General features: G+C 64.1%; 11 protein-coding genes. 5 read left to right on the top strand and 6 right to left on the bottom strand.

Annotated elements, in window-relative coordinates; all coding sequences use genetic code 11:
* Positions 1-4 precede the first annotated feature (4 nt).
* Positions 5-3,175: a WD40/YVTN/BNR-like repeat-containing protein gene (locus tag EV688_RS04185; protein ID WP_117317455.1), complete on the bottom strand. Its 3,171-nt coding sequence runs from the start codon at positions 3,173-3,175 to the stop codon at positions 5-7.
* Between the two features lie 270 nt (positions 3,176-3,445).
* On the opposite strand from EV688_RS04185, the gene EV688_RS04180 reads away from it, so the two are divergent.
* From EV688_RS04180 to EV688_RS04170, 3 genes are read left to right on the top strand one after another with little or no spacing between them, the layout of a single operon-like run.
* Positions 3,446-3,997, top strand: coding sequence for a PepSY-associated TM helix domain-containing protein (locus EV688_RS04180; RefSeq protein ID WP_131917549.1), 552 nt, complete (start codon positions 3,446-3,448; stop codon positions 3,995-3,997).
* Positions 3,994-4,296 carry a hypothetical protein gene (locus tag EV688_RS04175; protein ID WP_117317459.1) on the top strand — a complete coding sequence of 101 codons (303 nt, stop codon included), beginning with the start codon at positions 3,994-3,996 and terminating at the stop codon, positions 4,294-4,296. The genes EV688_RS04180 and EV688_RS04175 overlap by 4 nt, the downstream gene beginning before the upstream one ends.
* 10 nt (positions 4,297-4,306) lie before the next feature.
* Positions 4,307-4,768 carry a nuclear transport factor 2 family protein gene (locus tag EV688_RS04170; protein WP_117317461.1) on the top strand — a complete coding sequence of 154 codons (462 nt, stop codon included), beginning with the start codon at positions 4,307-4,309 and terminating at the stop codon, positions 4,766-4,768.
* Between the two features lie 54 nt (positions 4,769-4,822).
* On the opposite strand, the gene EV688_RS04165 is transcribed toward EV688_RS04170, so the two are convergent.
* Both EV688_RS04165 and EV688_RS04160 read right to left on the bottom strand, forming a co-directional pair.
* Positions 4,823-6,457 (bottom strand): DUF885 family protein, encoded by a 1,635-nt coding sequence (locus EV688_RS04165; protein ID WP_117317463.1) that lies wholly within the window; start codon positions 6,455-6,457, stop codon positions 4,823-4,825.
* A gap of 70 nt (positions 6,458-6,527) precedes the next feature.
* Positions 6,528-8,360 carry a DUF885 family protein gene (locus tag EV688_RS04160; protein WP_162883891.1) on the bottom strand — a complete coding sequence of 611 codons (1,833 nt, stop codon included), beginning with the start codon at positions 8,358-8,360 and terminating at the stop codon, positions 6,528-6,530.
* Between the two features lie 477 nt (positions 8,361-8,837).
* Here EV688_RS04160 and EV688_RS04155 point away from each other — a divergent pair, with 477 nt between their 5' ends.
* A complete protein-coding gene (locus EV688_RS04155) occupies positions 8,838-11,657 on the top strand; it encodes a TonB-dependent receptor plug domain-containing protein (RefSeq protein ID WP_162883892.1) in 2,820 nt (939 codons plus the stop codon).
* Positions 11,658-11,866: 209 nt separating this feature from the next.
* Positions 11,867-13,654 carry a putative 2OG-Fe(II) oxygenase gene (locus EV688_RS04150; protein ID WP_117317468.1) on the top strand — a complete coding sequence of 596 codons (1,788 nt, stop codon included), beginning with the start codon at positions 11,867-11,869 and terminating at the stop codon, positions 13,652-13,654.
* On the opposite strand, the gene EV688_RS04145 is transcribed toward EV688_RS04150, so the two are convergent.
* The 3 genes from EV688_RS04145 to EV688_RS04135 are packed head-to-tail and all read right to left on the bottom strand — an operon-like array spanning position 13,629 to position 20,225.
* Positions 13,629-14,618 carry a class I SAM-dependent methyltransferase gene (locus tag EV688_RS04145; protein WP_117317470.1) on the bottom strand — a complete coding sequence of 330 codons (990 nt, stop codon included), beginning with the start codon at positions 14,616-14,618 and terminating at the stop codon, positions 13,629-13,631. The genes EV688_RS04150 and EV688_RS04145 overlap by 26 nt on opposite strands.
* Before the next feature lie 12 nt (positions 14,619-14,630).
* Positions 14,631-16,859 (bottom strand): prolyl oligopeptidase family serine peptidase, encoded by a 2,229-nt coding sequence (locus EV688_RS04140; RefSeq protein WP_117317472.1) that lies wholly within the window; start codon positions 16,857-16,859, stop codon positions 14,631-14,633.
* 39 nt (positions 16,860-16,898) lie between these two features.
* Positions 16,899-20,225 carry a VPS10 domain-containing protein gene (locus EV688_RS04135; RefSeq protein WP_205686615.1) on the bottom strand — a complete coding sequence of 1,109 codons (3,327 nt, stop codon included), beginning with the start codon at positions 20,223-20,225 and terminating at the stop codon, positions 16,899-16,901.
* Between the last annotated feature and the right edge of the window lie 24 nt (positions 20,226-20,249).

Raw genomic sequence — 20,249 nt, 5'->3', positions numbered from 1 at the left:
TTTGTTAACGGTAGTCGGGAATCAGGTTTTCCGCTGGCGCCTCGGGCAGCGAGTCAGCTGGCCAGGCGACGTCGGCCTGTTCGGCGCTGTCGCGCAACGCCGGCAGGGCCGTCTCCAGGAACGGCCTCAGTTCCGCGAGAACACGGCTCATGTCGCGGTGCGCCGCTTCGGTCAGCTCACGCTGTGCCGGGGTGGGAGCGCCGCTCCAGGACTCTGTTGTCATGTACAGACGCAGCGTGAGGTCGGCCAGGGGCAGTCGCGTTTCCTGCTGTGCATTGCCAAGCGCTTCGCCGCGCATCGCAATGTGCAGGCGCCGGGCTTCTTCCACCGCGGCCTGCGCCTGCTCCCGCAGTGCAGGATCAGCAGCGCTCTCGTCAAGGCTGCTCAGCAGCGCTTCTGTCTGCTCGACACCGGCATCGACGGCCTTGCCGGCGTGGTAAGCGGCCGTCAGCAGCTGCGCCTGCAGGGCCAGAACGGTCTCCCTGCCTCGACTGTCACGATCTGAGACGTCAACTGCGGGATCCCGGCGCACGCTCAGCGGCTGTGTATGAACCTGGTCACCGACGGTCAGGCGCACCTGATAGTCACCCGCAGGCACAAAACGACCCACAGGGGTGCGCCAGGATGACGTGCTGTCACTCGGCGGCGCCTCGTGCCGCAGGTCCCAAACAACACGCTGCGCACCGCGCTCGGCAGTGGACTCGGCGATGCGACGCAGCGTATTGCCACGACGATCCAGCACCTCGACCGTCACCGCCTCACCCTCGGCGGCTTCACCGATCCAGTAATCCAGAATGCTGCCGCGCGGCGGATTCTCCGCGCTCCAGTAGCTGTGGCCGAAATTCTTGCGCCCGCGGTTGACGTCACGGATCTGCGTTGCCGGCCGCGGCGTTGCCAGATAGCTGTGCCCGCCAACGACCTCAGGCGTCAGTGACTCCAGCAGGCTGAGCTCATCCAGCACCCAGAAGCCTCGGCCGTGGGTGCCGATCACCAGATCGTTCTCACGGGGGTGTACGACCATGCCCTGCACCGAGTTTGTCGGCAGGCCGGAGCGCAGCGCCAGCCAGTGGTCGCCGCCATCGCGCGACGCGTAGACACCGAATTCGGTGCCGACGAACAGAAGATCGCCATTACGCGGATGCACGGCAATGCTCCGGGTCGGGCCGAACTCCGGCAGATTACTGGTGATATTGCGCCATGTCCCGCCAAAGTCGTCGCTGCGCACGACGTGGGGCCGGAAGTCGTTGTCCTTGTGACCGTCGAACACGACAAACAAGGTGCCTTCTTCCGTCGCGGACCAGGCCAGCATGCCGACCTTCATCATCTCGGGCACGCCCGGGAAGGTATCGGAGCGCTGCCAGTTCCTGCCGCCATCGCGGCTGACCTGAACCAGTCCATCATCTGTTCCGGCGGCAAGCAGTCCGCGCCGCAGCGTCGACTCCGCCAGCGAATGCAGATTGCCGTACATGGCGGTGCTGGAATGCAGATCGATGGCGTCGGATGGCTGAACCCTGCCCTGCAGCGGCAGTTCGTCGCGACTGACCTGACGGGTCAGATCCGGGCTGATACGCTCCCAGCTGGTACCCCGATCCTTGCTGCGGAACACCACGTTGGCGCCGAAATACAGCGTTCTGGAGTCATGGGGGGAAATGACGAACGGCGAGCTCCAGTTCCAGCGGTAGGGCGGGAATTCGCCGTCCTGGGGCTGCCAGGGCTGAATGCGGCGCTGCTCGCCGCTCTTGCGGTCAGTGCGATACAGCACGCCGTACTGCGACTGGGAGTAAATGATATTGGCGTCGGTGGGATCGGCCACCGAATAGAAACCGTCACCGCCGGAGATGAACATCCAGTCTTCGTTGGTGATGCCGTCGGCGTAGCGGGTACCGATCGGCCCGCTCCAGGAGCCATTGTCCTGGGTACCGCCATAGACGTGGTAGAAAGGCTCCTGCATGTCGACTGACACGGTATAGAGCTGCATGACCGGCAGATTGCTGGTCCACTGCCAGGTGTCACCACCATCGCGCGAGGTGTAGACGCCGCCGTCATTGCCGGACATCAGATGCTCCGGATCGTCGGGATTCACCCACAGCGTGTGATGATCTGCGTGCACCATGGTCTGCGCAATGTTGTCGAAGGTCTCGCCACCGTCCTCGGACATGAGCAGTGGCGTCATGGGTGCATACACGCGATCGGGATTTTCCGGGTCGCAGACCAGTTCACCGTAGTACCAGTGACTCTGGACTTTCGCGTTACGACGCTCCCAGGAGTCGCCGCCATCCGTGGACCGGAACGTGCCGCCATCGGGGCCCACCGCCGTCGCGTAAAGGGTGTCCGGCTGGCTCGGGCAGAATGTCACGCCCACGCGACCCACGGCGTCCTCTGGGAAGCCGTTGCCCACCCGCCGCCAGGTGTCGCCACCATCATTGCTGCGAAACAGTCCGCCTTCATCGCCACCACCAACCATGCTCCACATGCGCCGCTCGCGCTGGAAGGTCGCGGCAAACAGCACGTCCGGGTTTTGCGGGTGCATCTGCACCTCGACAACGCCGGTGAACTCGCTGGGGCTGAGCAGTTGCGTCCAGGTGTCGCCACCGTCGGTTGTGCGATACAGGCCGCGCTCCGGGTTGGGGCCCCACAGCGACCCCATGGCCGCGACGTAAACGACATCGGGGTTGTCCGGGTGGATCAGGATGCGTCCGATGTGCCGACTGTCTTCCAGCCCCATGTGCTGCCAGGTCTTTCCCGCATCGTCAGAGCGGTACACACCATTGCCGAACTGCGAGCTGCGCACGCTGTTCTGCTCACCCGTGCCAACCCAGACGATATCCGGGTTGCTGGGCGCCAAGGCAACATCCCCCATGGATACACTGGATTGCTGCTCGAAAATGGGCTCCCAGGTGGTACCGGCGTTAACGGTTTTCCAGAGCCCCCCCGAGGCCGTCGCGGTATAGATGACCCTGACATCATCGGGGTGCACTGCGAAGCGGGTGATGCGGCCACTGGTTGCCGCCGTACCTACCTCTCGCCACTGCAGGGCACTCAGATCCGTTTCGCTAAGACCGTCAGGGGCGGCGGCAAGGGCTGCCGGCACGGGCAACAGTGCCGCGACGCCGAAAATGAAAAGAGAACGCGCGCAGCGGCGCAGGGCACTCACGGGAACAATGACTCGGGGCATGGTGGGGGAACCCTCCGGTTTTTTGATTATCGGGCGACTTGGCTGATCCTAACCCATCGCTCACTGGGGATTCCAGAGTTTTGCGAACACTTGTGCGTAGAGTGCAGCCATTCGTGGCAGCTAAGCCACTCGCGCCCACGTCAGGTTGCAAACCCTGTATGCTTGGGATTTCATGCGGGCTGCGAGACGGCCGCCATGCCACTCGATCATCATGAAAACTGATGTTGTTACAACGCTTTATCGAATACGCTTGCTTTCAGAGAGGTCGCCTTGACTGCAGCCACCCCCAACGCCTCGCGCCGCCGAAAACCCTCCCGGGGTGCCCGCGCCGTTACCAAAGGAATGTTTTACACCCACCTCTGGCTGGGCGTTATCGTTGCATTCCTGGTCATCATCATTGCGGTGACCGGGATCATGCTGAACCACAAACGGGCGCTTGGCTTCATGCCGGGGACGGACGCCCGGCAGCCCGGAGCCTTTGCCATGGCGCTGCCATTACCGGAGCTGGCTGAAAGGGCGGCGGCAGCGGTAGCCCCCGAGGTCGCGACCTCGGGCATCGACCGCATGGACGTCCGGCCCGACAAGGGCATCATCAAGGTGCGCTTCAACGACATTGGTATCACCGAAGTCACCCTGGCGCTGCATGATGGAGCCGTGCTTGTCACAGGACTGCGCAACGACAGTTTTCTCGAGCAACTGCATTCCGGGGATGTGTTCGGCGAGGAGGGCTATCTGCTCAGCGACCTGGCCGCCAGCGCACTGATCCTGCTGCTGCTGAGCGGTTTCTGGATGTGGCTCTACCCGCACACAAAGGTCCGATGAACAGTCTCGGTCTGATTCTCGGCGTTTTCGTCGTGCCGCTGGCAATGCTTGTGGCCTGTCACCGTTTCCGCAGGCTTTCCCGACAGCAGCGGCGGATTGTCTGGGGGCTGATCATCGGCTACGGCCTGGCACTGCTTCTGGTGCTGCCGGCTCTGTTCATACCGCCGGTCATGTGGGCCCCCGACCAGCCCGTTCGCACCTTCCTCGCGTATTGGGGCCTGTTTCTGATTCCGGTGACGGGCGCCCTTGCCGGACGCCTGCTGCCCCTGCGGCCCGACAAACTTCCCGAAAACCCCTGAAAGGCGCCCCATGGAAATCGAACGCACGCTACGCGAACTCACCGACCGCCAGGCCATCACTGACCTGATTCACGCCTACTGCGAGCGCTTTGATCGCAATGATCCCGAGGGGGTCGCGGCGCTGTTTACGCCCGACGCCGTGATCGACTACAACCCGGATACCCCGAACATTCTGGGCGCGGACATGGCGTCAACCATTGCCGTGGGGCTGCGCGATCTGTTCGCTGCCTCCAGTCATCATGTCAGCAACGTGATGATTACGCTCGAGGGCGAGGACGAGGCGCAGTCCCTGTGCTATATCGACGCCTGGCATCGCTACAGGGATGGCTCCCCGGACGGCTTTCTATGGGGCCGCTACCTGAATCGCTACCGGCGAACGGCGGATGGCTGGCGAATCACCCGCCTGCTGCTGCAGGGTGCGGGCACCATCGACTTTCACCGCGAGCGCATGCACGGCATCGGGCGCGCATAGGGCCACAGAAAGTGCCGCCCTCAGGTCAGAGGATAGCCGGCAGGCGGGCCCGGCTCACTGGTCGCCGGGGAACGGCTTGCCGACAACGTCTGCCCAGACGGCCCGGGCGCTGTCGTCCAGACCCGCCATTTCCCAGCGAATCAGCGTCACCGGGATAATGCCTCGGGACAGAAAGTCGTCGTGAAACTCACCCAGGTCGAAGTCGTCGCCGAGCTGGAACGCACGCTCTGAGATCAGCTGCTCGATCTGGGTCTTGCCCAGCAGGTACATGCTACCCAGCCCCGGGCGCCGCAGGTAACCCACCAGGTCGTAACGGCCTAGATCCTCTTCCATGTAAGGCACCCAGTCCATCATATAGGCGTTGGCCTCTTCCAGCGTCATCGTGCCGGTGTGCATGCCGATCTCGGCAAAGAAGCGGCTGCCGCGCTTGATCAGTGCCGCGTAGAACAGTTCGCGCACCCGCGGATTGTCCTTCGCGATACCGGCCTGGATCAGCGTTTCCTCGAGGTAGGTGGCCCAACCTTCGGCACGGGCACTCTCACCGTGGGTGCGCCGTATCGGGTTGGTCAATCTCTCGCGCAACCTGCTGTCGAAGCGGTGCCCCGGAATCGATGCATGTATGTGGTTGTTCAGTGCGTTGCGAAACTGGATCTCTTCCCAGAAATGGCGGTCGGTTTCCGCACGCGGGCTCCAGAAGACATCGGACTCAAACTCGTCGGGCATGTCGTCGGGGATGGTGAAGAGCTTCAGGTCCCGCACGAGCTTGCGGGTGTCCGCCTCGGCCTGACGGGTGCGCTGGCGGTGCTGCTCGGCGCTCCGGGTGAGTTCGAGCTCCTCCAGCGGAGCGTTGACGTGGCGGTCCAGCAGATAGTTGAAGCGGTAGCGGTGAAACTCCCGTTCGCCGATGCCGCGAAGGTCATCCACCGTCTGCGGCAGCAGGCGGACATGCTTCAGATACCAGTTGAAGTTGTCGGCGCCGATGGCCGCAGAGGCCTGCATGCTGTCAAGGTTGTCGGCCAGCCAGTCGTGATACTGCTGCGCGGCGGCCGTGGCCCGGCGACACGCGTCGACCAGGCTCCCGTTCTGCCCTTCCAGTCGGCCACAAAGATCCTTGAACCAGCCGATGGTTCCCTCCGGGGGCTCGTCGCGGTAGGGCTCGCCCTGGCCAACGCCATCGAAATTATCGAGCAGGAAAATAGCCAGCTCCGCCAGCTCGCCCGCGGGCTGCGTCAGGTTGACGATGGCACGGTCGACCATCGCCGGCACGGCCTTCAAGCGGTCCGCAAGCGCCGCCCGCTCCTCCGGCGTTGCCGGCACCTCGGCGTGCGGAATACCACGGAAGTGATACAGGTAGGTCAGCGGGTCACGCGACCAGGGCTGCATCACGCGGTGGTTGAACACAATGGCGTTCATCTTGGACCACACCAGCAGGTAGTCTATCTGTCGCGACACCTCCCACCCGGCGGTGTCGATCTCGCGCAGGCGCGCCTCGAAATCCTCCAGTGCCTCCCGCTGTGCCGCAATCGTGGCGGGACTCAGGTCCGGCACCCCCTCAATCACGGCAGGCTTGGCCAGCGCCAGAATCTCCTCGTTCATCTGCACCAGCCGCTCGTAGCTGCTCTGCGCAAAGGCACCGGCACAGAAGGCACAAGCCACTGATACCAGCAAAAGCCCCTTCAGGTTTTTCATGCTTGCAAACTCCGTTTAAAGATCTATCTGGCGGCACCGGCCTTCGCTGGCGGGCCAACAGGCACCGCCATCAGCGATGCCACTCGGGGCGGTACTCCCGCTCCAGCTCAACCATGAGCTGATCGCGGACCAGCTCCACCGGAATGAATCCGATGCGATAGACGCGGTCGTGGAAGTCCTTCAACGTGCCTTGCTGGTCTAGCTCGCGCATCTTGTTGAAGTAATCGTCGCGCAGCAGCATCCACTGGAAATAGCCGATGGTGGGCGCTGCGGTGTTGGTACCGCCGCCGGCAATACCGTCGATGTTGATCTCGGCGCCGCGGCGCACGAAACCGGTGCGCTCTGACTCCACCGTCACCGCTTCGTCCCAGGTCATCCGGCCGCCGTGCAGTCCGGAGTCGATGATCACCCGTCCCATGCGCCACAGCTTCAAGCGCAGGATCTCCAGCTCATAGCGGTCCTGCATCTCTTCGGGGAAGAAGCCGTATTCCGGCCGCGGTGTCAGCTCCCATTCCACATAGTAGCACCAGGCCTGATCGGAATAGCTGTACTCGTAGCGACGCAGGGGTCGGTCATTGCGGTGGCGGTAGAGGCGCATGAGGTGATGGCCCGGATAGGCCTCATGGGGTCCGATCGCGTAGTAGAAACTCCAGTCCTTTTCGGTGAGGTTTTCCTCGGCAACATCCGCGGGCCACTCGGGCTGTATGGGAATAATCGGCCAGGCCATCTTGGTGGACGGGTGTCCGGCGGGCAGATAGCCGGGGCCGAAGCCCCACCACTGGGACGCCGCCATGCTCGGGTCAGACGCCACCATCAGCATGTCATCGTCTTCCCAGGGAATGCTGACCAGGTCATTCTCGATAGTCCACTCCCGTGTCTTTCTCGACAGCACAATGCCTTCATAGACCAGCTGCTCATTGAACGGGTGCAGGCTCTTGGTCTCCCTGATGATCTCCTTCCACGTCTTGTCCGGGTCTATCGAAGCCGCCTTGCGCTCCAGGTGTCCCTCCACGATCTCGTACTGCTTCCAGCCCCAGTCATGGTAGTCCGGCATCCGGGTAAAGCCGCGCTCACCCCGCGAGATCTGCTCCAGGGCGCGATCGGCGGTGGGAATCTGGTGCCGGTGCTCGTGCAGGTAGTTGTACAGATCCGCGCCAATACGGAAGTCACCCTCGGGACGCTCGGTCCAGTCCTCGTTCACGAAACGGCGGAAGCGTCCCAGCGCCTCCACCGTCTGCTCGGCCTCCCTGATCAGCGCGTCGCGCAGGTCGGGTGACAGGCGTGAGGCAAACTTGCGCAGGTGTTCCTGCATCACGATGACCGTGCCGTCGATGCGGGCGTTGGCGTAGGGCAGCCAGTTCGGAATGAATTCGGTGAGATTGGTTTCGGCATTGACCAGGCGTGCGCGCAGGGTCTGCAGTTCGGCAACCAGGTCGCGGCCCCGCTCGTCGGGGTGGCGGTGATCCGCCTCGATCTTGAAGATCAGGCCATTGGTGAACACGTACTGGCGCGGGTCCTGCCGCCAGCGCTGCACGTCGCTCTCGGCGCGGATGTTGGCCTTGAGAATGCCACGCAGAAAGCGCCAGTCGATGTCCTGCTCGAGGGTCAGGGTGCCGCGATCAACCGCCTCGAGATCCTCGAGAATCGCCGACTGTGCGGCGATACGCTGCTGGAAGCTATCGGCGCTCATGTCCCCTGGCAGACTGCAGCCAACGCCGCGCACCTCGCACAGGTAACGCTCGATCAGGGTCTCGAACGCCGGAGCGAGCTCGCGGGCGCTTCCCGGCGGATCGCCGGGTCCGGCCAGCGCCGTCATAACGAAGGGTGCGATGAGAAAAACGGGAAAGCGTGCCAGAATTGCGCGGGGCTGCCTGCCAGCCGCGGGATATTGCCGAGTGACCATGATCAGGCCTCCTGAAGTTGGCTTCCCGGCTGACGGGACGCCCTTGCAGGGCATGGCAAAGCACGCTCGCGCTGCCCCGTTATTTTTGTATGCCGCATAATCTACCCCACTGCCATCGGCTCAGGCAACGCAACCCGAAAACGGGCGTCACGCGGAGTCACTTTTCAGGGTTTCTCCGCCTGACTGCCTGGTGCGTCGCCGGCTTGCCAAGCAAAATCACTCTTTGGTGTTCGCCTTACGACCAGGCGTTCACGAGATTCTCCGCAGACGCCACATGACTGTTTTATGGCAAAGCCTCGGTGAATACCGTGAATTTTTTACAAAAACCCCGAGTTTTGACGACATCGAGCCTTGATTCAGTATGATGCGCTCGCGCTTGATAGTAATAATGTCGACGCAAGCCGCACAGCTCAACCGCGAGTTATGCGCACGATTGGACGCATAGTAGCGTCCAGCCAAGTCATCAGGAGGAAGTGCATGTTCAAGAAAAAGCGAATTAACCTGGCGGTTACTTCGGCAATGGGTGCTACCGCAGCATTCATGGCCGCGCCGAATGTGTCTGCACAGGGACAGCAGATTGTCGAGGAAGTGGTAGTCACGGGTTCACGTATTGCACGTGCCGACTTCACCTCCAACAGCCCGGTCGCCACGGTCGGCGCCGAGCAGTTCCAGTTGACCGGTACTATCAACACGGAAAACCTGATGAACACCCTGCCGCAGGCGGTTCCGGGTTTCGACAGTTCATCCAACAACCCCGGTGATGGTACGGCTACCGTGAACCTGCGCGGTCTGGGCGCCTTCCGTACCCTGGTCATGATGGATGGCGTCCGCGTCACGCCATCCAGCGCGCAGGGTATTGTCGACTTGAACAACATTCCCTCCGCCATGATCGAGCGCGTGGAAGTGGTCACCGGCGGTGCATCGGCGGTTTACGGTTCTGACGCTATCGCGGGCGTTGTCAACTTCATTATGAAGAAAGACTTCGAGGGCGTCGATGTCTCCTTCGGCAACCAGATCACCCAGGAAGGCGATGCCGAGAACAAGGTCTTCAACTTCACCCTCGGCGGTAACTTTGCCGACGGACGCGGCAACGCCGTTATGGCGCTGAGCTACAACGATCGCGATCCGCTGTTCGCGGGAGAGCGCGACTTTTCGCGTGTCGCAAACTTCGACAACGTGGCCGAAGGCCGGTTTGACGCCGGCGGCTCCTCATCGATTCCCGGCACAGCTATCCTGACGGGCAGCCGCAAATTCGAGCCAGACGGCAGTATTTCCCCGTTCGTCACGCCTGATGACCTTTACAACTATGCCCCGGTCAACTACCTGCAGTTGCCCCAGGAGCGCTTCCAGGTGTCCACCTTCGGCCGCTTTGACCTGACCGAAAACCACGAGCTGTATGCTCGCGGCACCTTCGCACGCAGCCAGGTTGACCAGCAGCTGGCGCCGACACCCTTCGGTTTTGACGGCCCGCTGGCGATCACCGTAGAAGGCAACCCGTTCATCACGCCAGGGGCACAGCAGATCCTGCGTGACAACTACAACACCGCGACCGATGCGAACGGCAACGAGATTCCGAATACCGTCGCCATCCAGTCACGCGGCCGGGTAACCCGCCCCCGTCGCGCCATCAACACCCGTGACATGCTGCAGTTCGTATTCGGCGCGCGCGGTGACCTCACGGACAACCTCAGCTACGACGTGTACTTCTCGGAAGGTCGCTTTGAAAGCAACCTGACCCAGGAAGGCAACATCAGCCTGTCCAAGCTCAACCAAGGTCTGCTGCTGGATACCTCGGATCCCGACAACATCACCTGCCAGGATACATCCGGCGGCTGTGTGCCTCTCAACATCTATGGCCCGGGTAATCTGACGCCGGAGATGGAGGATTTTATCGGCGTAAGGGTCAACGCGGCCACTGACATCACGCAGCGCGTGTTCCACGCATCGCTTGCCGGTGATACCGGATCCTTCCAGCTCCCAGGTGGCGCCATCGGCTTTGCGGCGGGTTACGACTTTGTGCTGAATGACGTCGACTACCGTCCATCCCAGGCGCTGGCCGTAGGCGACTCCGCTGGCTTCAACGCCACACCGCCACTGTCCGGTGGCTACCACTCGAAAGAACTGTTTGCGGAATTCTATGCGCCAATTCTGAGCGGTGCGAAGTTTGCCGAAGTCCTCGCGGTCGAGGGTGCATACCGCTCATCTGACTACACCACGGTCGGTCGCGTTGACGCCTGGAAAATCGCCGGTGAGTGGGCGCCGATTCAGGACGTACGTTTCCGCGCCTCGTTCAACACCGCGGTACGCGCACCTAACATCAACGAGCTGTTCCGGGCGCAGGCATTCGCGGCTCCCTCCGCGGTTGACCCCTGTTCCGCGGTGGCACTGGACAACGGCCTCGCCAACCCCGAAGCAGTGCGCGCTACCTGTGTAGCCACCGGCGTCCCAGCGGGATCCGTTTTCACGGCAGACATCAACGCGCCGGCAAGCCAGGTGCGCGGTCTGTTCGGTGGCAACCCCGACCTGAAGGAAGAAGAAGCTGAAACCACCACCTTCGGCGTGGTCGTCACACCGTCTGCTGTACCCGGCCTGACATTCAGCCTGGACTACTTCCAGGTTGAAATCGAAGACCGTATCGCCAGCTTTGGCGGTGGCGTCGCGAACATTCTGGATCTTTGCTATACGGACCAGTCTGCAGGCGGTGTGGGCTCGCCCTTCTGCAACGCGGTCAATCGTTTCGGCGACGGCTCCATCCAGTTCGTTTCGGCAAACGACCAGAACATCGCGTCCTCCACCCTCAAGGGCTTCGACCTGATGGCGGAGTATGGCTGGGAGAACCGTCTCGGTACCTGGGACGTGGCCTACATGGGCACGATCACGGATGAGAACAGCTTCGAAGCCTTCCCGGGCGCAGAGTCTGTGGATTGCGCCGGCAAGTTCGGTAACCAGTGCCGTGGCATTATCGGCTCACTGGATGCGGACTACCGTCATCGCACCACGCTGCGCTGGAGCAACAGCACCAACCTGACGGCTCAGCTGGTATGGCAGTACATTGGCGAGACCAGTGACACGGCAGAATCCGGGTTTGTGACGCTGGACGTTGACGCGCAGAGCTACTTTGACGGCTCTGTGTCCTACACGTTCAACGACACCTACCGGGCGACCTTCGGTGTCAACAACATCCTGGACGACGAACCGCCGCTGTTCGGCTTCAACTCAGAACAGTCAAACACCTACCCCAGCGTGTTTGACCCCTACGGCCGCATGTTCTTCCTGAACGTGGGCGCAACGTTCTGATAGCGCCGTCATGGCCGGCCTCTGCCCCAGGCAGACAGAGCCGGCCAGCCAGACTGGCGGTGGGCTCATGCCAACTGCCAGATGGATTGCAACGGGTGGGCCCTTGGCCCACCCGTTTTTCGTTGTGAACCGGCAATAGCCGGCGCAACGTTCCTCTACACAGGCCCACGCTTGCACAAGCGGGGGCAGCGGAGCATTCTGGCCTCATCATGGAAACACTGAACCGACAGCTGCAGCAGGCACTGGCCCTGTATCAGCAGCGCGACTACGCCAACGCCGGCGAGTCCATACGCAAAACGCTCACCGCTTACCCGGATGCTGCCGATGCCTGGTGCATGGCGGGCAGAATTGCCCGCGCCGTGGGCGATCCACAGGCCGAAGCCTGCCTGCGCCACGCGCTGACCCTGCAGCCAGCGCATCTGGACAGCCTGAATGCCCTCGGTGGGCTGCTCTACGACCAGCGCCGCCTGCGAGAGGCCGAAGACTGCTATTACCGGGCGCTGGCACAGGCCCCCGGGCATACCGCCGTGCGCCAGAACCTGTGCCGGCTGCTGCTGACAGAGGGACATACCGAGCCAGTCCTGACGCTGACGCGCGGCCTCGCCGCGAGCCAGGATGCTCCGCTGTGGCGCCAGCGCGGCGAGGCCCTGATGCGTGTCGGCCAGCCGCAGGCAGCGCTGGAAGCCTTTGATACCAGCGCACGCCTCGCACCGAATGACAGCCGCAGCCACCATGGCCGGCTGCGTGCCCTGCTGGAACTGGGCCGTTTTGACCAGGTACACCGGGAAATCAGCGGCCACCCCATGCCGGATCTGTCCTTTGCCACCCTGCTTATCAAGGCGCTGGCGGGCATGGATCGCTGGCAGGAGGCCGTCGATGGCGCGCTGGATCTGGCGCGCCAGCAACCCCAGCTGCCGGACGCCGTGTTTATCGCCGCGCAGATGTGCTGGACGCAGGGCGAGGAAGCTGCGGTGGAAGCCCTGCTTGGGCAGGTGCTGGCTGCCCGGGCGGGGCCCGGCAGCGACGTCATGTGCGCCGCCATACAGCGCGGCATGGCGGCGAACGACCGTGCCCTGGCGACCCTGGCCCAGGCAGAGAAGCGTTACGGGCCGCAGGGCAGTATCGCCGGTGCCGTCGTGGATGTCGCGCTGGAAACCGGCGACACAGCCCTGGCGCTGAACGCCGGCAACACGGCCTTCACGCTGGATCCCCAGGGCACGGGCAGCCGCCTGGCCTGGGTGCAATCCCTGCTGGTGAACGGTCGCGCCGCCGAGGCGCTGCCGCTGATCGAGGAAACGCCAATATCGCGGACCAATCAGCACTGGTTGGCGCTGTGGGGTGACGCGCTGCGTCAGCTGGGCGATGCGCGCTATCGCTGGCTACTCAACCACCAGGACATGGCGCGGGTTTTCAGGCTCTCGCCACCCGCCGGCTATACCTCCATCGAGGCGTTCAACCGCGTGCTCGCCGCGCGCCTGAAGATTCTGCACAAACTGCAGGTACACCCGCTGGACCAGTCGCTCAAGGGCGGCACCCAGACAGCGGTGGATCTGCGCTTTGTCAGGGAGCCGGTCATCGCGGCCTTTCGCGACAGTATTCAGGAGGCGATTGCGCGCTACACCGCGGAGCTGCCGCAGGATGACAGCCACCCGCTGTACCGTCGACGCAGCGCCACGGCTGCGCCGAGCGGTATGTGGTCAGTGCAGTTGAAGCCCGGCGGCAACCACGTCAATCACGTGCACCCGGAGGGCTGGCTGAGTTCGGCCTACTACGTGGAAGTGCCGCCGGAAGACGCCGATGCGCCCGATGCCGGCGCACTGCAGCTGGGCCTGCCGCGCTACGCCACACCGGGTGCCACTGTGGAGCGCACCATTCCGGCGGAGGCGGGCAATCTCGTACTGTTTCCCTCGTACATGTGGCACGGCACCGTACCGGCAAAAACCGGCAGCCGCCTGAGCATTGCCTTTGACGTCACGCCGCAGGACGAGTGGCAGTGAGCTTCCAGGCGAGGGGCTGACCCTCCACCTCGATCACCCCGGCATCACAGTGCTGCAGGCCCTGTGACGTCCAGTCTGACAGCAACTGCTCCGTATCCGCTGCGTCGCGGGCGGCCTGCAGCATGCCCTGCATGCGCTGTCGATAAGACACCAGCTCCGCATGCATGCCATCGAGCCACGGCATGACGTCAGCCGTGGCGTAGGCGCCGGCGCGCGTGTACAGGCGGGCAAGATCCGCGTGCATGCGGCCCGCCAGCTGCCGCGCCGGGCACTGGGGAGATTGCTGTAACAGGGACTCCATGGCGCTGATGGGTTCGCGCAGTTTTTCCGCGGCCTGGGAGCGCGCCAGCGGCCGCTGCCTGCCGCTGGCGCGCTGCTCGAACCAGTGCCGCATCGCCTCCAGCGCACCACAGGCCAGCACGGCTTCGACGATGTCCCGGTTGGCACTGCAGCTGGCAGCAACCGGACCGTCCGCATGGTGCACCAGCAGCAGCAACTCTCCCGCCGGCGCGAGAAGACGCGCCGCGCCTGACAGGGCCTCCTGGCCGGCATACTCGAGACCGAACTGGCTCAGGACCACGTTCATGCTGCCATCGGCAAACGGCGGTCGCGCCGCGTCGCCGACTACCAGCTGGGATGGCGTTGCGGCGCCCTTGCGCAGCTGCTCCAGGGCAGGTGCCGCGATGTCCAGGCCGAATAATTCCCACTCCAGTGACGGCGCCTGGCTCGCGGCTTCGAGGTGGCGCAGCGCAAAGCCGCCGCCGCAGGCCAGATCGACGATGCGCGCGCGGCCTGCGCGTGAGGCCAGCTCTGCCGCATAGCCGCGCCAGACCTCGGCCAGTGCGCGGGTACCCGGGTTGTCGTCGGGCAGCGCGTGCTCGGTGTCACCCTCGCGCCAGTAATCACTCCAGGCGCCGCGCGCGTCGGGACCGGCCGCGTCGTTGCGCAGGTCGTCAGCGCTCACCGGCGCAGCGCCTCAGCCGTCATGCGAAGCGCCCGGCGACGCTTCACAGGCACCCTCAACCTGACCCGGGGGAAGGTGTCGGGTGAAGAAGTCGAGCATCCTGCTGTAGGCAAAGCGGGTCTGTGCCGGGCTGTCGGCCATCCATCCGTGCGATCCGCCGGGCAGCGTCACCAGCTCAGCGGTCTTGTTCTGCGCGATCAGGCGTTCGAGCAACGCCAGAGTATCGCTGTAGAGCACAATCGGGTCGGTCGTTCCGTGGATGATCATCAGCGGATCGGCAAGGCCGGCGCTCTGGAACAGCGGCGACTGGCGCTCGTAGCGGGCGGGAAAATCGTCCCCTGCCGGCTCGCCCATGACCCACATCTGGCTCGGGTAGGCATGGGCCACGTTGGTCGCCGGCGCACCGGCAATCCCCGCGGCGTAAAGGCCGGGCTTGCGGAACAGCGACATCACGGTCATCAGGCCACCGTAGCTGTTGCCCCAGATTCCCACACGGTCGGCATCCACCGTGCCATCCGCAATCAGGCCGCGCACCACCGTCTCGATATCATCGATATCGATACCGCCATAGTCATGGAACAGACCACCGCTGAAGACACGACCCTGGCCGCGGCTACCGCGGACGTTCACTTTCAGCACCAGGTAGCCCTGGGACACCAGATACTGGTCCAGCGCCCAGTTGGGACGGCGGGTCAGGCGCGCCCACTGGTTGACCACGGTATCCGAGTAGATGGAGCCGACGATCAGTGGATAGCAGCCCTGGGGATCGAAATCCGGCGGCACCTGCAGGCGACCGAGCACGGACTGTCCGTCGCGGTCACTCGGATAGGCGATATAGTCGGCTTCGGCCCAGGTGTACTCGTCGAAGGCGGGCGTGGGTGAGTGGGTGATGCGCGCCGCCTCAGATGCGCCGGAAAGCAACAGGGCATACAGATCCGGCGGCAGGGTATCGCTGGAGTAGGTAAGCGCAACCCGGGAGAAATCCCCGGCAAACTGCGGGTCCCAGTGCCCGGCGGCTGATGTCAGTCGCTCAACCTCGCCGCCGCTGACGGGTACGCGATAGAGATGGCGCTCGGCCGTGTGGTCGCGGTTGGCAACGAAATAGAGAAGACCGTTCGCGCTGTCCACGTCGAAGGACCAGATTTCCCACTCACCGGCGGTGATGGCTCTGGGCTCGGCGCCCGCCTCGGGTACATGGTAGAGGTGATAGTAACCGTCACGATCCGTCAGGATTATCAGGCCCTCATCATCAGGCGCCCAGGCGGCGCGCCAGCCTGGCACGACATTGCCCGGGTCCTGGCGCTGATAAAAGACCTCCCGATCACCGCTGTCGACCGTGTGAACATACACTTTGGGGTGCTTGACCAGTGAATCGCTGGTCAGGGTGAACAGCTGTGAGCCGTCGGCGGACAGTCCGAAGTCCCAGACGGGATATTCCGGATCATCCAGTTGCAGCCAGCGCGGCTCGCCGCCGCCGGTCACATCCAGCACCCCCAGGCGACGCCGCGTGACCGGCTCACCGGGGAAGGCGCGGGCCACCCGGTCGACTTTCAGCTCACCGTCGAGATGATAGTGGATCTCGCGCTCGCGCACGGGACTGTTATCCGCTTCAAGCAGCGCAATGCGGCTGCCGTCACCAGACCATTCGTAGCGCTCTACCGCCACTTTCGGATCGGCGTTGCCGTGCAGCTGTACGCTGGGGCTGCCGGCCGGCGCATCCGTATCGCGCAGCCACAGGCTGCCGTCGCCCATGAACGCATGCTGGTAGCGGGTTGCCGGGCCACCGCTGGTGAACGCCAGCCGGCGGCCATCGGGGGACACCTGCAGATTGCGCAGCTGCGCAATACGCGACTCCAGCTCGCGCAACTGCGCGCTGCCCAGATCATAGGACCAGAGCGCGCCGTCGATAACCAGCGCGATACGCCGCGCATCAATCCAGTCGAGCTCGGTGACGCCGGCACCACCCGTCTCGCCCTCCGACAGCTGAGTCAGGCGCCGGGCATCGCCCTCACCCGGAATATGCAGCCAGAGGTCGCGGGTAGCGCCGCCGCGGTCATTCCAGGCAAACGCCAGTGCGCTGCCGTCGGCGTTCCAGGCCCTGGCGCCCGGGGCGACACCGATAATTGGCGGCTGCACCAGCAGCGCGTCAAGATTGTCGGGCAGGCGGGCGAGTGCGGGATCGACAACACCGACCAGAAAAAACAGGCTGCATAGCAGCCTGTAGGGTTTCCGTGACAACATGGTTGCGCCTCCGCTGCGCGTACCCGGGGGTTCAGGCCATCAACGGCCGCCCGGGCGCTGCCCGGGCGTCCAGGGCGCATCAGCCTCGGCCAGTGCACGCTCAATCGCGGCCAGTTCACCGTCGCGAAGGTCCGTGACCTGCACCTCGACAGCAGTGAGGGCCTCGCTGCCCATGCGCAGGTTCTCGCGCTCTGTCTGCGTCGGTGCCATACGGGTCTCCATGACGCCGCGCGCGGCGCGGATGCGGCCGGCGACACCGGGCTCCGTCCACTCGCTCATTGCCCGCTGCGCGGGGTTGCCGTCCAGGATCGTGCGAAGATCCGCCAGCTGTGTCTCGAACGCGTCGACACGGCGGTGCAGCTCAAGATCCGCCGCCGGCGTTTCATCCATGGCCTTGCGCAGGTAGCGAACGCGCTTTTCCATCAGCTTCAGCGTACCGGTAACCGCGTCGAGGCGTCGGGCGGCCCGTACATAGGCTTCCTGGAACTCCGACGCTGCCTCCATGCTGGCGCCGGAGGGCAGGTTGTCCACGGCGCGCAGGCGGAATTCCTGTGGGGAGCCGAGCGCCGTGACGCCCTCCGGCCCCACTCGCATCAGCCGCGCCCGATAAGTGCCGGGCGGCTGCATGGCACCCTGTGGCTCGCCCCACCAGGGGGGTCTGAAGCCGCCTGTCTCGATGCTTACGGCATCCGGCGGCGCGCCACGCATATCCCAGGCCATGCGATGCGCTCCGGTGGTCGCAGGTACCGGCAGGCGACGTACCGTGGCACCCGCGCTGTTCAGAATTTCCAGATAGTGCCGATACCCATCGGGTCGTCGCTCCTGCACCAGCGTTTCCCAACCGGGGAATGCTACGTCATCCCCGCTCGCCGCAAGATTGCGCTCGCGCTCGCGGCGCGCCTCCTTGGCGGTCTTTGGCACTTCATTGATGTGCAGCGTAAACACCGCGCCGTGGGGCGGGTTCGGTGCGCGCCAGGACGCGCTGCCCTCTTCCGGCAATCCGGGCGCCTGTCCTGTGGTCGCCGGGATGTAAGACCAGGCATCGCGCAGACCAAACAGCGTGGCATCCGCCTCTGCCAGTGCCTCGCCATTCTGGCGCAGGCTCGCCGCCATTTGGCGCAGCGGGGTGTAGTCGTGGAGGATGTAGATGCCGCGGCCGAAAGAGGCCCCCGCCACGTCAAGGTCGCGACGCTGCAGTTCCACGTCGCGGAAGGAGATGGTCGGCGTGCCGGCAAGCCGATCCCAGCGCTCGCCGCCGTTCAGGCTGACATACAGGCCTTTCTCGGTGCCGAGGAACAGCAGGCCCGGCTCTGCGTCGTCCTGCTGAATGGCCCAGGTAATGATGTCGTCGGGCAGGTTGCCGCTGATGTCACGCCAGCTGCGGCCACCGTTGTCCGTGGCAAACACGTAGGGGCGGAAGTCCCCGGCCTTGTGGTTGTCTGCGACCACGAAAGCTGCGTCTTTGGCGTGCTGGGATGCCTTCACGTCGTTGACGTAGGCGCGCTCGGGCAGTCCCTTCACCGTCGCCCGCTGCCAGCTGTCACCGCCATCGGCAGTGGTGTGCACGAGGCCATCGTCGCTGGCCGTCCACAGCCGCTGACTGTCCAGCACCGACTCGGAAATGGCCGTCAGGGTGGAATAGCGCGACATCGCGCCGACGTCGATCAGCGAATCCACGCTGCGCACGCGCCCGGCCATGGGCAGCGTGAAGCGGTTGGTATCGGTGGTCAGGTCGCCGCTGATGGGCGTCCAGCTGTCGCCGCGGTCATCGCTGCGCCAGACGCGCTGGGAACCGAAGTAGATGCGGCCTTCCAGTGTCTGGCTGACTTCCAGTGCGGCATCCCAGTTCCAGCGCTCGGCCGGATCGCCCTCGGCGGGCTGCGGGCGGATTACCACGTTCTCGTAGCTGGGGGCGTGGTGACGGGCAATGTTGCCGTTCTGCCACATGTGGTAATTCAGGTCGTCATCAAAGGGATCAAAGGCTGCACCGTGCCCATCGGCTCCGTAGGGCACATGCCAGTCCCGGTTGCGCACGCCCTCGTTGTTAAGCGTTCTCACGGGGCCGCGAAGCGTGCCGAGGTCCTGGGTGCCACCCACCACATCGTAAAAAGGAACGTGGTTGGACAGCGCAATCTTGTAGAACTGGCTCACCGGCAGGTTGGCGAAGAAGCGCCAGGTGATGCCGGCATCAAAGCTCTCGTAAAGACCGCCGTCATTGCCGACGATCAGGTGCTCCTGATCCGTAGGGTCAATCCACAGCGCGTGGTTGTCCGTGTGTGACTGCACGCCATCGCCGACCATGTTGAAGCTGCGGCCGCCGTCGCGTGTCTCGTGCAGGAAGACGTCCATCTGGTAGACGCGGTCAGCATCGACCGGTGAGGCGACGATTTCCTGGTAGTAATGCGGGCCGGTACCGCCGGAGATGTAGGTACTGCGTCGTTCCCAGCGCTCACCGCGGTCGTTACTGACATAAAAGCCCTGCTCGTCGTCGCTCGCTTCTATGGTGGCGTAGACACGATCCGGATCCGCGGGTGTCACCGCGAGGCCGATCTTGCCAATCGCCACGTCGCTCTTCGCGCTGGGCAGGCCATTACTGACTTCCCGCCAGCTGCGACCGCCATCGTCGGACTTGTAGATGCCGGAACCGGCGCCACCGGCCATGAAGGACCAGGGGCTGCGCCGACGCTCGTAGGTGGCAGCGTAGACAATAGACGGATCGGCGGGGTGGAACAGCACGTCGGTAGCGCCAGTGTCGTCGTTGACATGCAGTACCCGTTCCCAGCTCTCGCCGCCATTCTCGGTGCGGTAGACGCCGCGGTCACCGCCGGCGGACCACAGCGGTCCCTCTGCCGCGACCAGCACGACATCCGAGTTGTCGGGATGCACGATGATGCGGCCGATGTGCTGCGAATCCTTGAGCCCGAGGTTTGTCCAGCTGTGGCCGCCATCGCTGCTGCGATAAACGCCGTCACCCCAGCCCACATGCCGGCCGCTGACATTTTCACCGGTACCGACCCAGACCACCTCCGGATTGCCGGGGTCGATAGCCAGTGCGCCAATGGAGAATGAGCCCTGCTCATCGAACACCGGCTTGAAGGTGGTGCCGGCATTCGTGGTTTTCCACACGCCGCCGGAACCCGCGGCGACATACCAGGTGCGGTAATCCGGGTGCACGGCGATATCGGCGATGCGCCCGCCCATGAAGGCGGGGCCGATGCTGCGCATGGGCATGCCCTTCAGGACTGCATCGATCGCATCGCCCGTGTCGGATTGTGCCATTCCGGGGACGGCGTAAAGCGTCGCGCAGAGACAGACCAGAAGGAAGCGCGCCGAGCGCCGGGTGAAATCGAAAGGAATGAAGGCCATGAACAGGGGTTCTCCGGATGCCGT

Origin of the sequence: Chromatocurvus halotolerans (genome assembly GCF_004340525.1) — a bacterium.
Taxonomy (GTDB): domain Bacteria; phylum Pseudomonadota; class Gammaproteobacteria; order Pseudomonadales; family Halieaceae; genus Chromatocurvus; species Chromatocurvus halotolerans.
The sequence above is the reverse complement of the archived record's forward strand: the minus strand, read 5'-3'. Positions and strand labels throughout refer to the sequence as shown.

Excerpts from the sequence above, each read along its gene's own strand:
- EV688_RS04185 (WP_117317455.1), bottom strand. The coding sequence starts at position 3,175 with ATGCCCCGAGTCATTGTTCCCGTGAGTGCCCTGCGCCGCTGCGCGCGT.
- EV688_RS04175 (WP_117317459.1), top strand. The coding sequence starts at position 3,994 with ATGAACAGTCTCGGTCTGATTCTCGGCGTTTTCGTCGTGCCGCTGGCA.
- EV688_RS04170 (WP_117317461.1), top strand. The coding sequence starts at position 4,307 with ATGGAAATCGAACGCACGCTACGCGAACTCACCGACCGCCAGGCCATC.
- EV688_RS04165 (WP_117317463.1), bottom strand. The coding sequence starts at position 6,457 with ATGAAAAACCTGAAGGGGCTTTTGCTGGTATCAGTGGCTTGTGCCTTC.
- EV688_RS04160 (WP_162883891.1), bottom strand. The coding sequence starts at position 8,360 with ATGGTCACTCGGCAATATCCCGCGGCTGGCAGGCAGCCCCGCGCAATT.
- EV688_RS04155 (WP_162883892.1), top strand. The coding sequence starts at position 8,838 with ATGTTCAAGAAAAAGCGAATTAACCTGGCGGTTACTTCGGCAATGGGT.
- EV688_RS04150 (WP_117317468.1), top strand. The coding sequence starts at position 11,867 with ATGGAAACACTGAACCGACAGCTGCAGCAGGCACTGGCCCTGTATCAG.
- EV688_RS04140 (WP_117317472.1), bottom strand. The coding sequence starts at position 16,859 with ATGTTGTCACGGAAACCCTACAGGCTGCTATGCAGCCTGTTTTTTCTG.
- EV688_RS04135 (WP_205686615.1), bottom strand. The coding sequence starts at position 20,225 with ATGGCCTTCATTCCTTTCGATTTCACCCGGCGCTCGGCGCGCTTCCTT.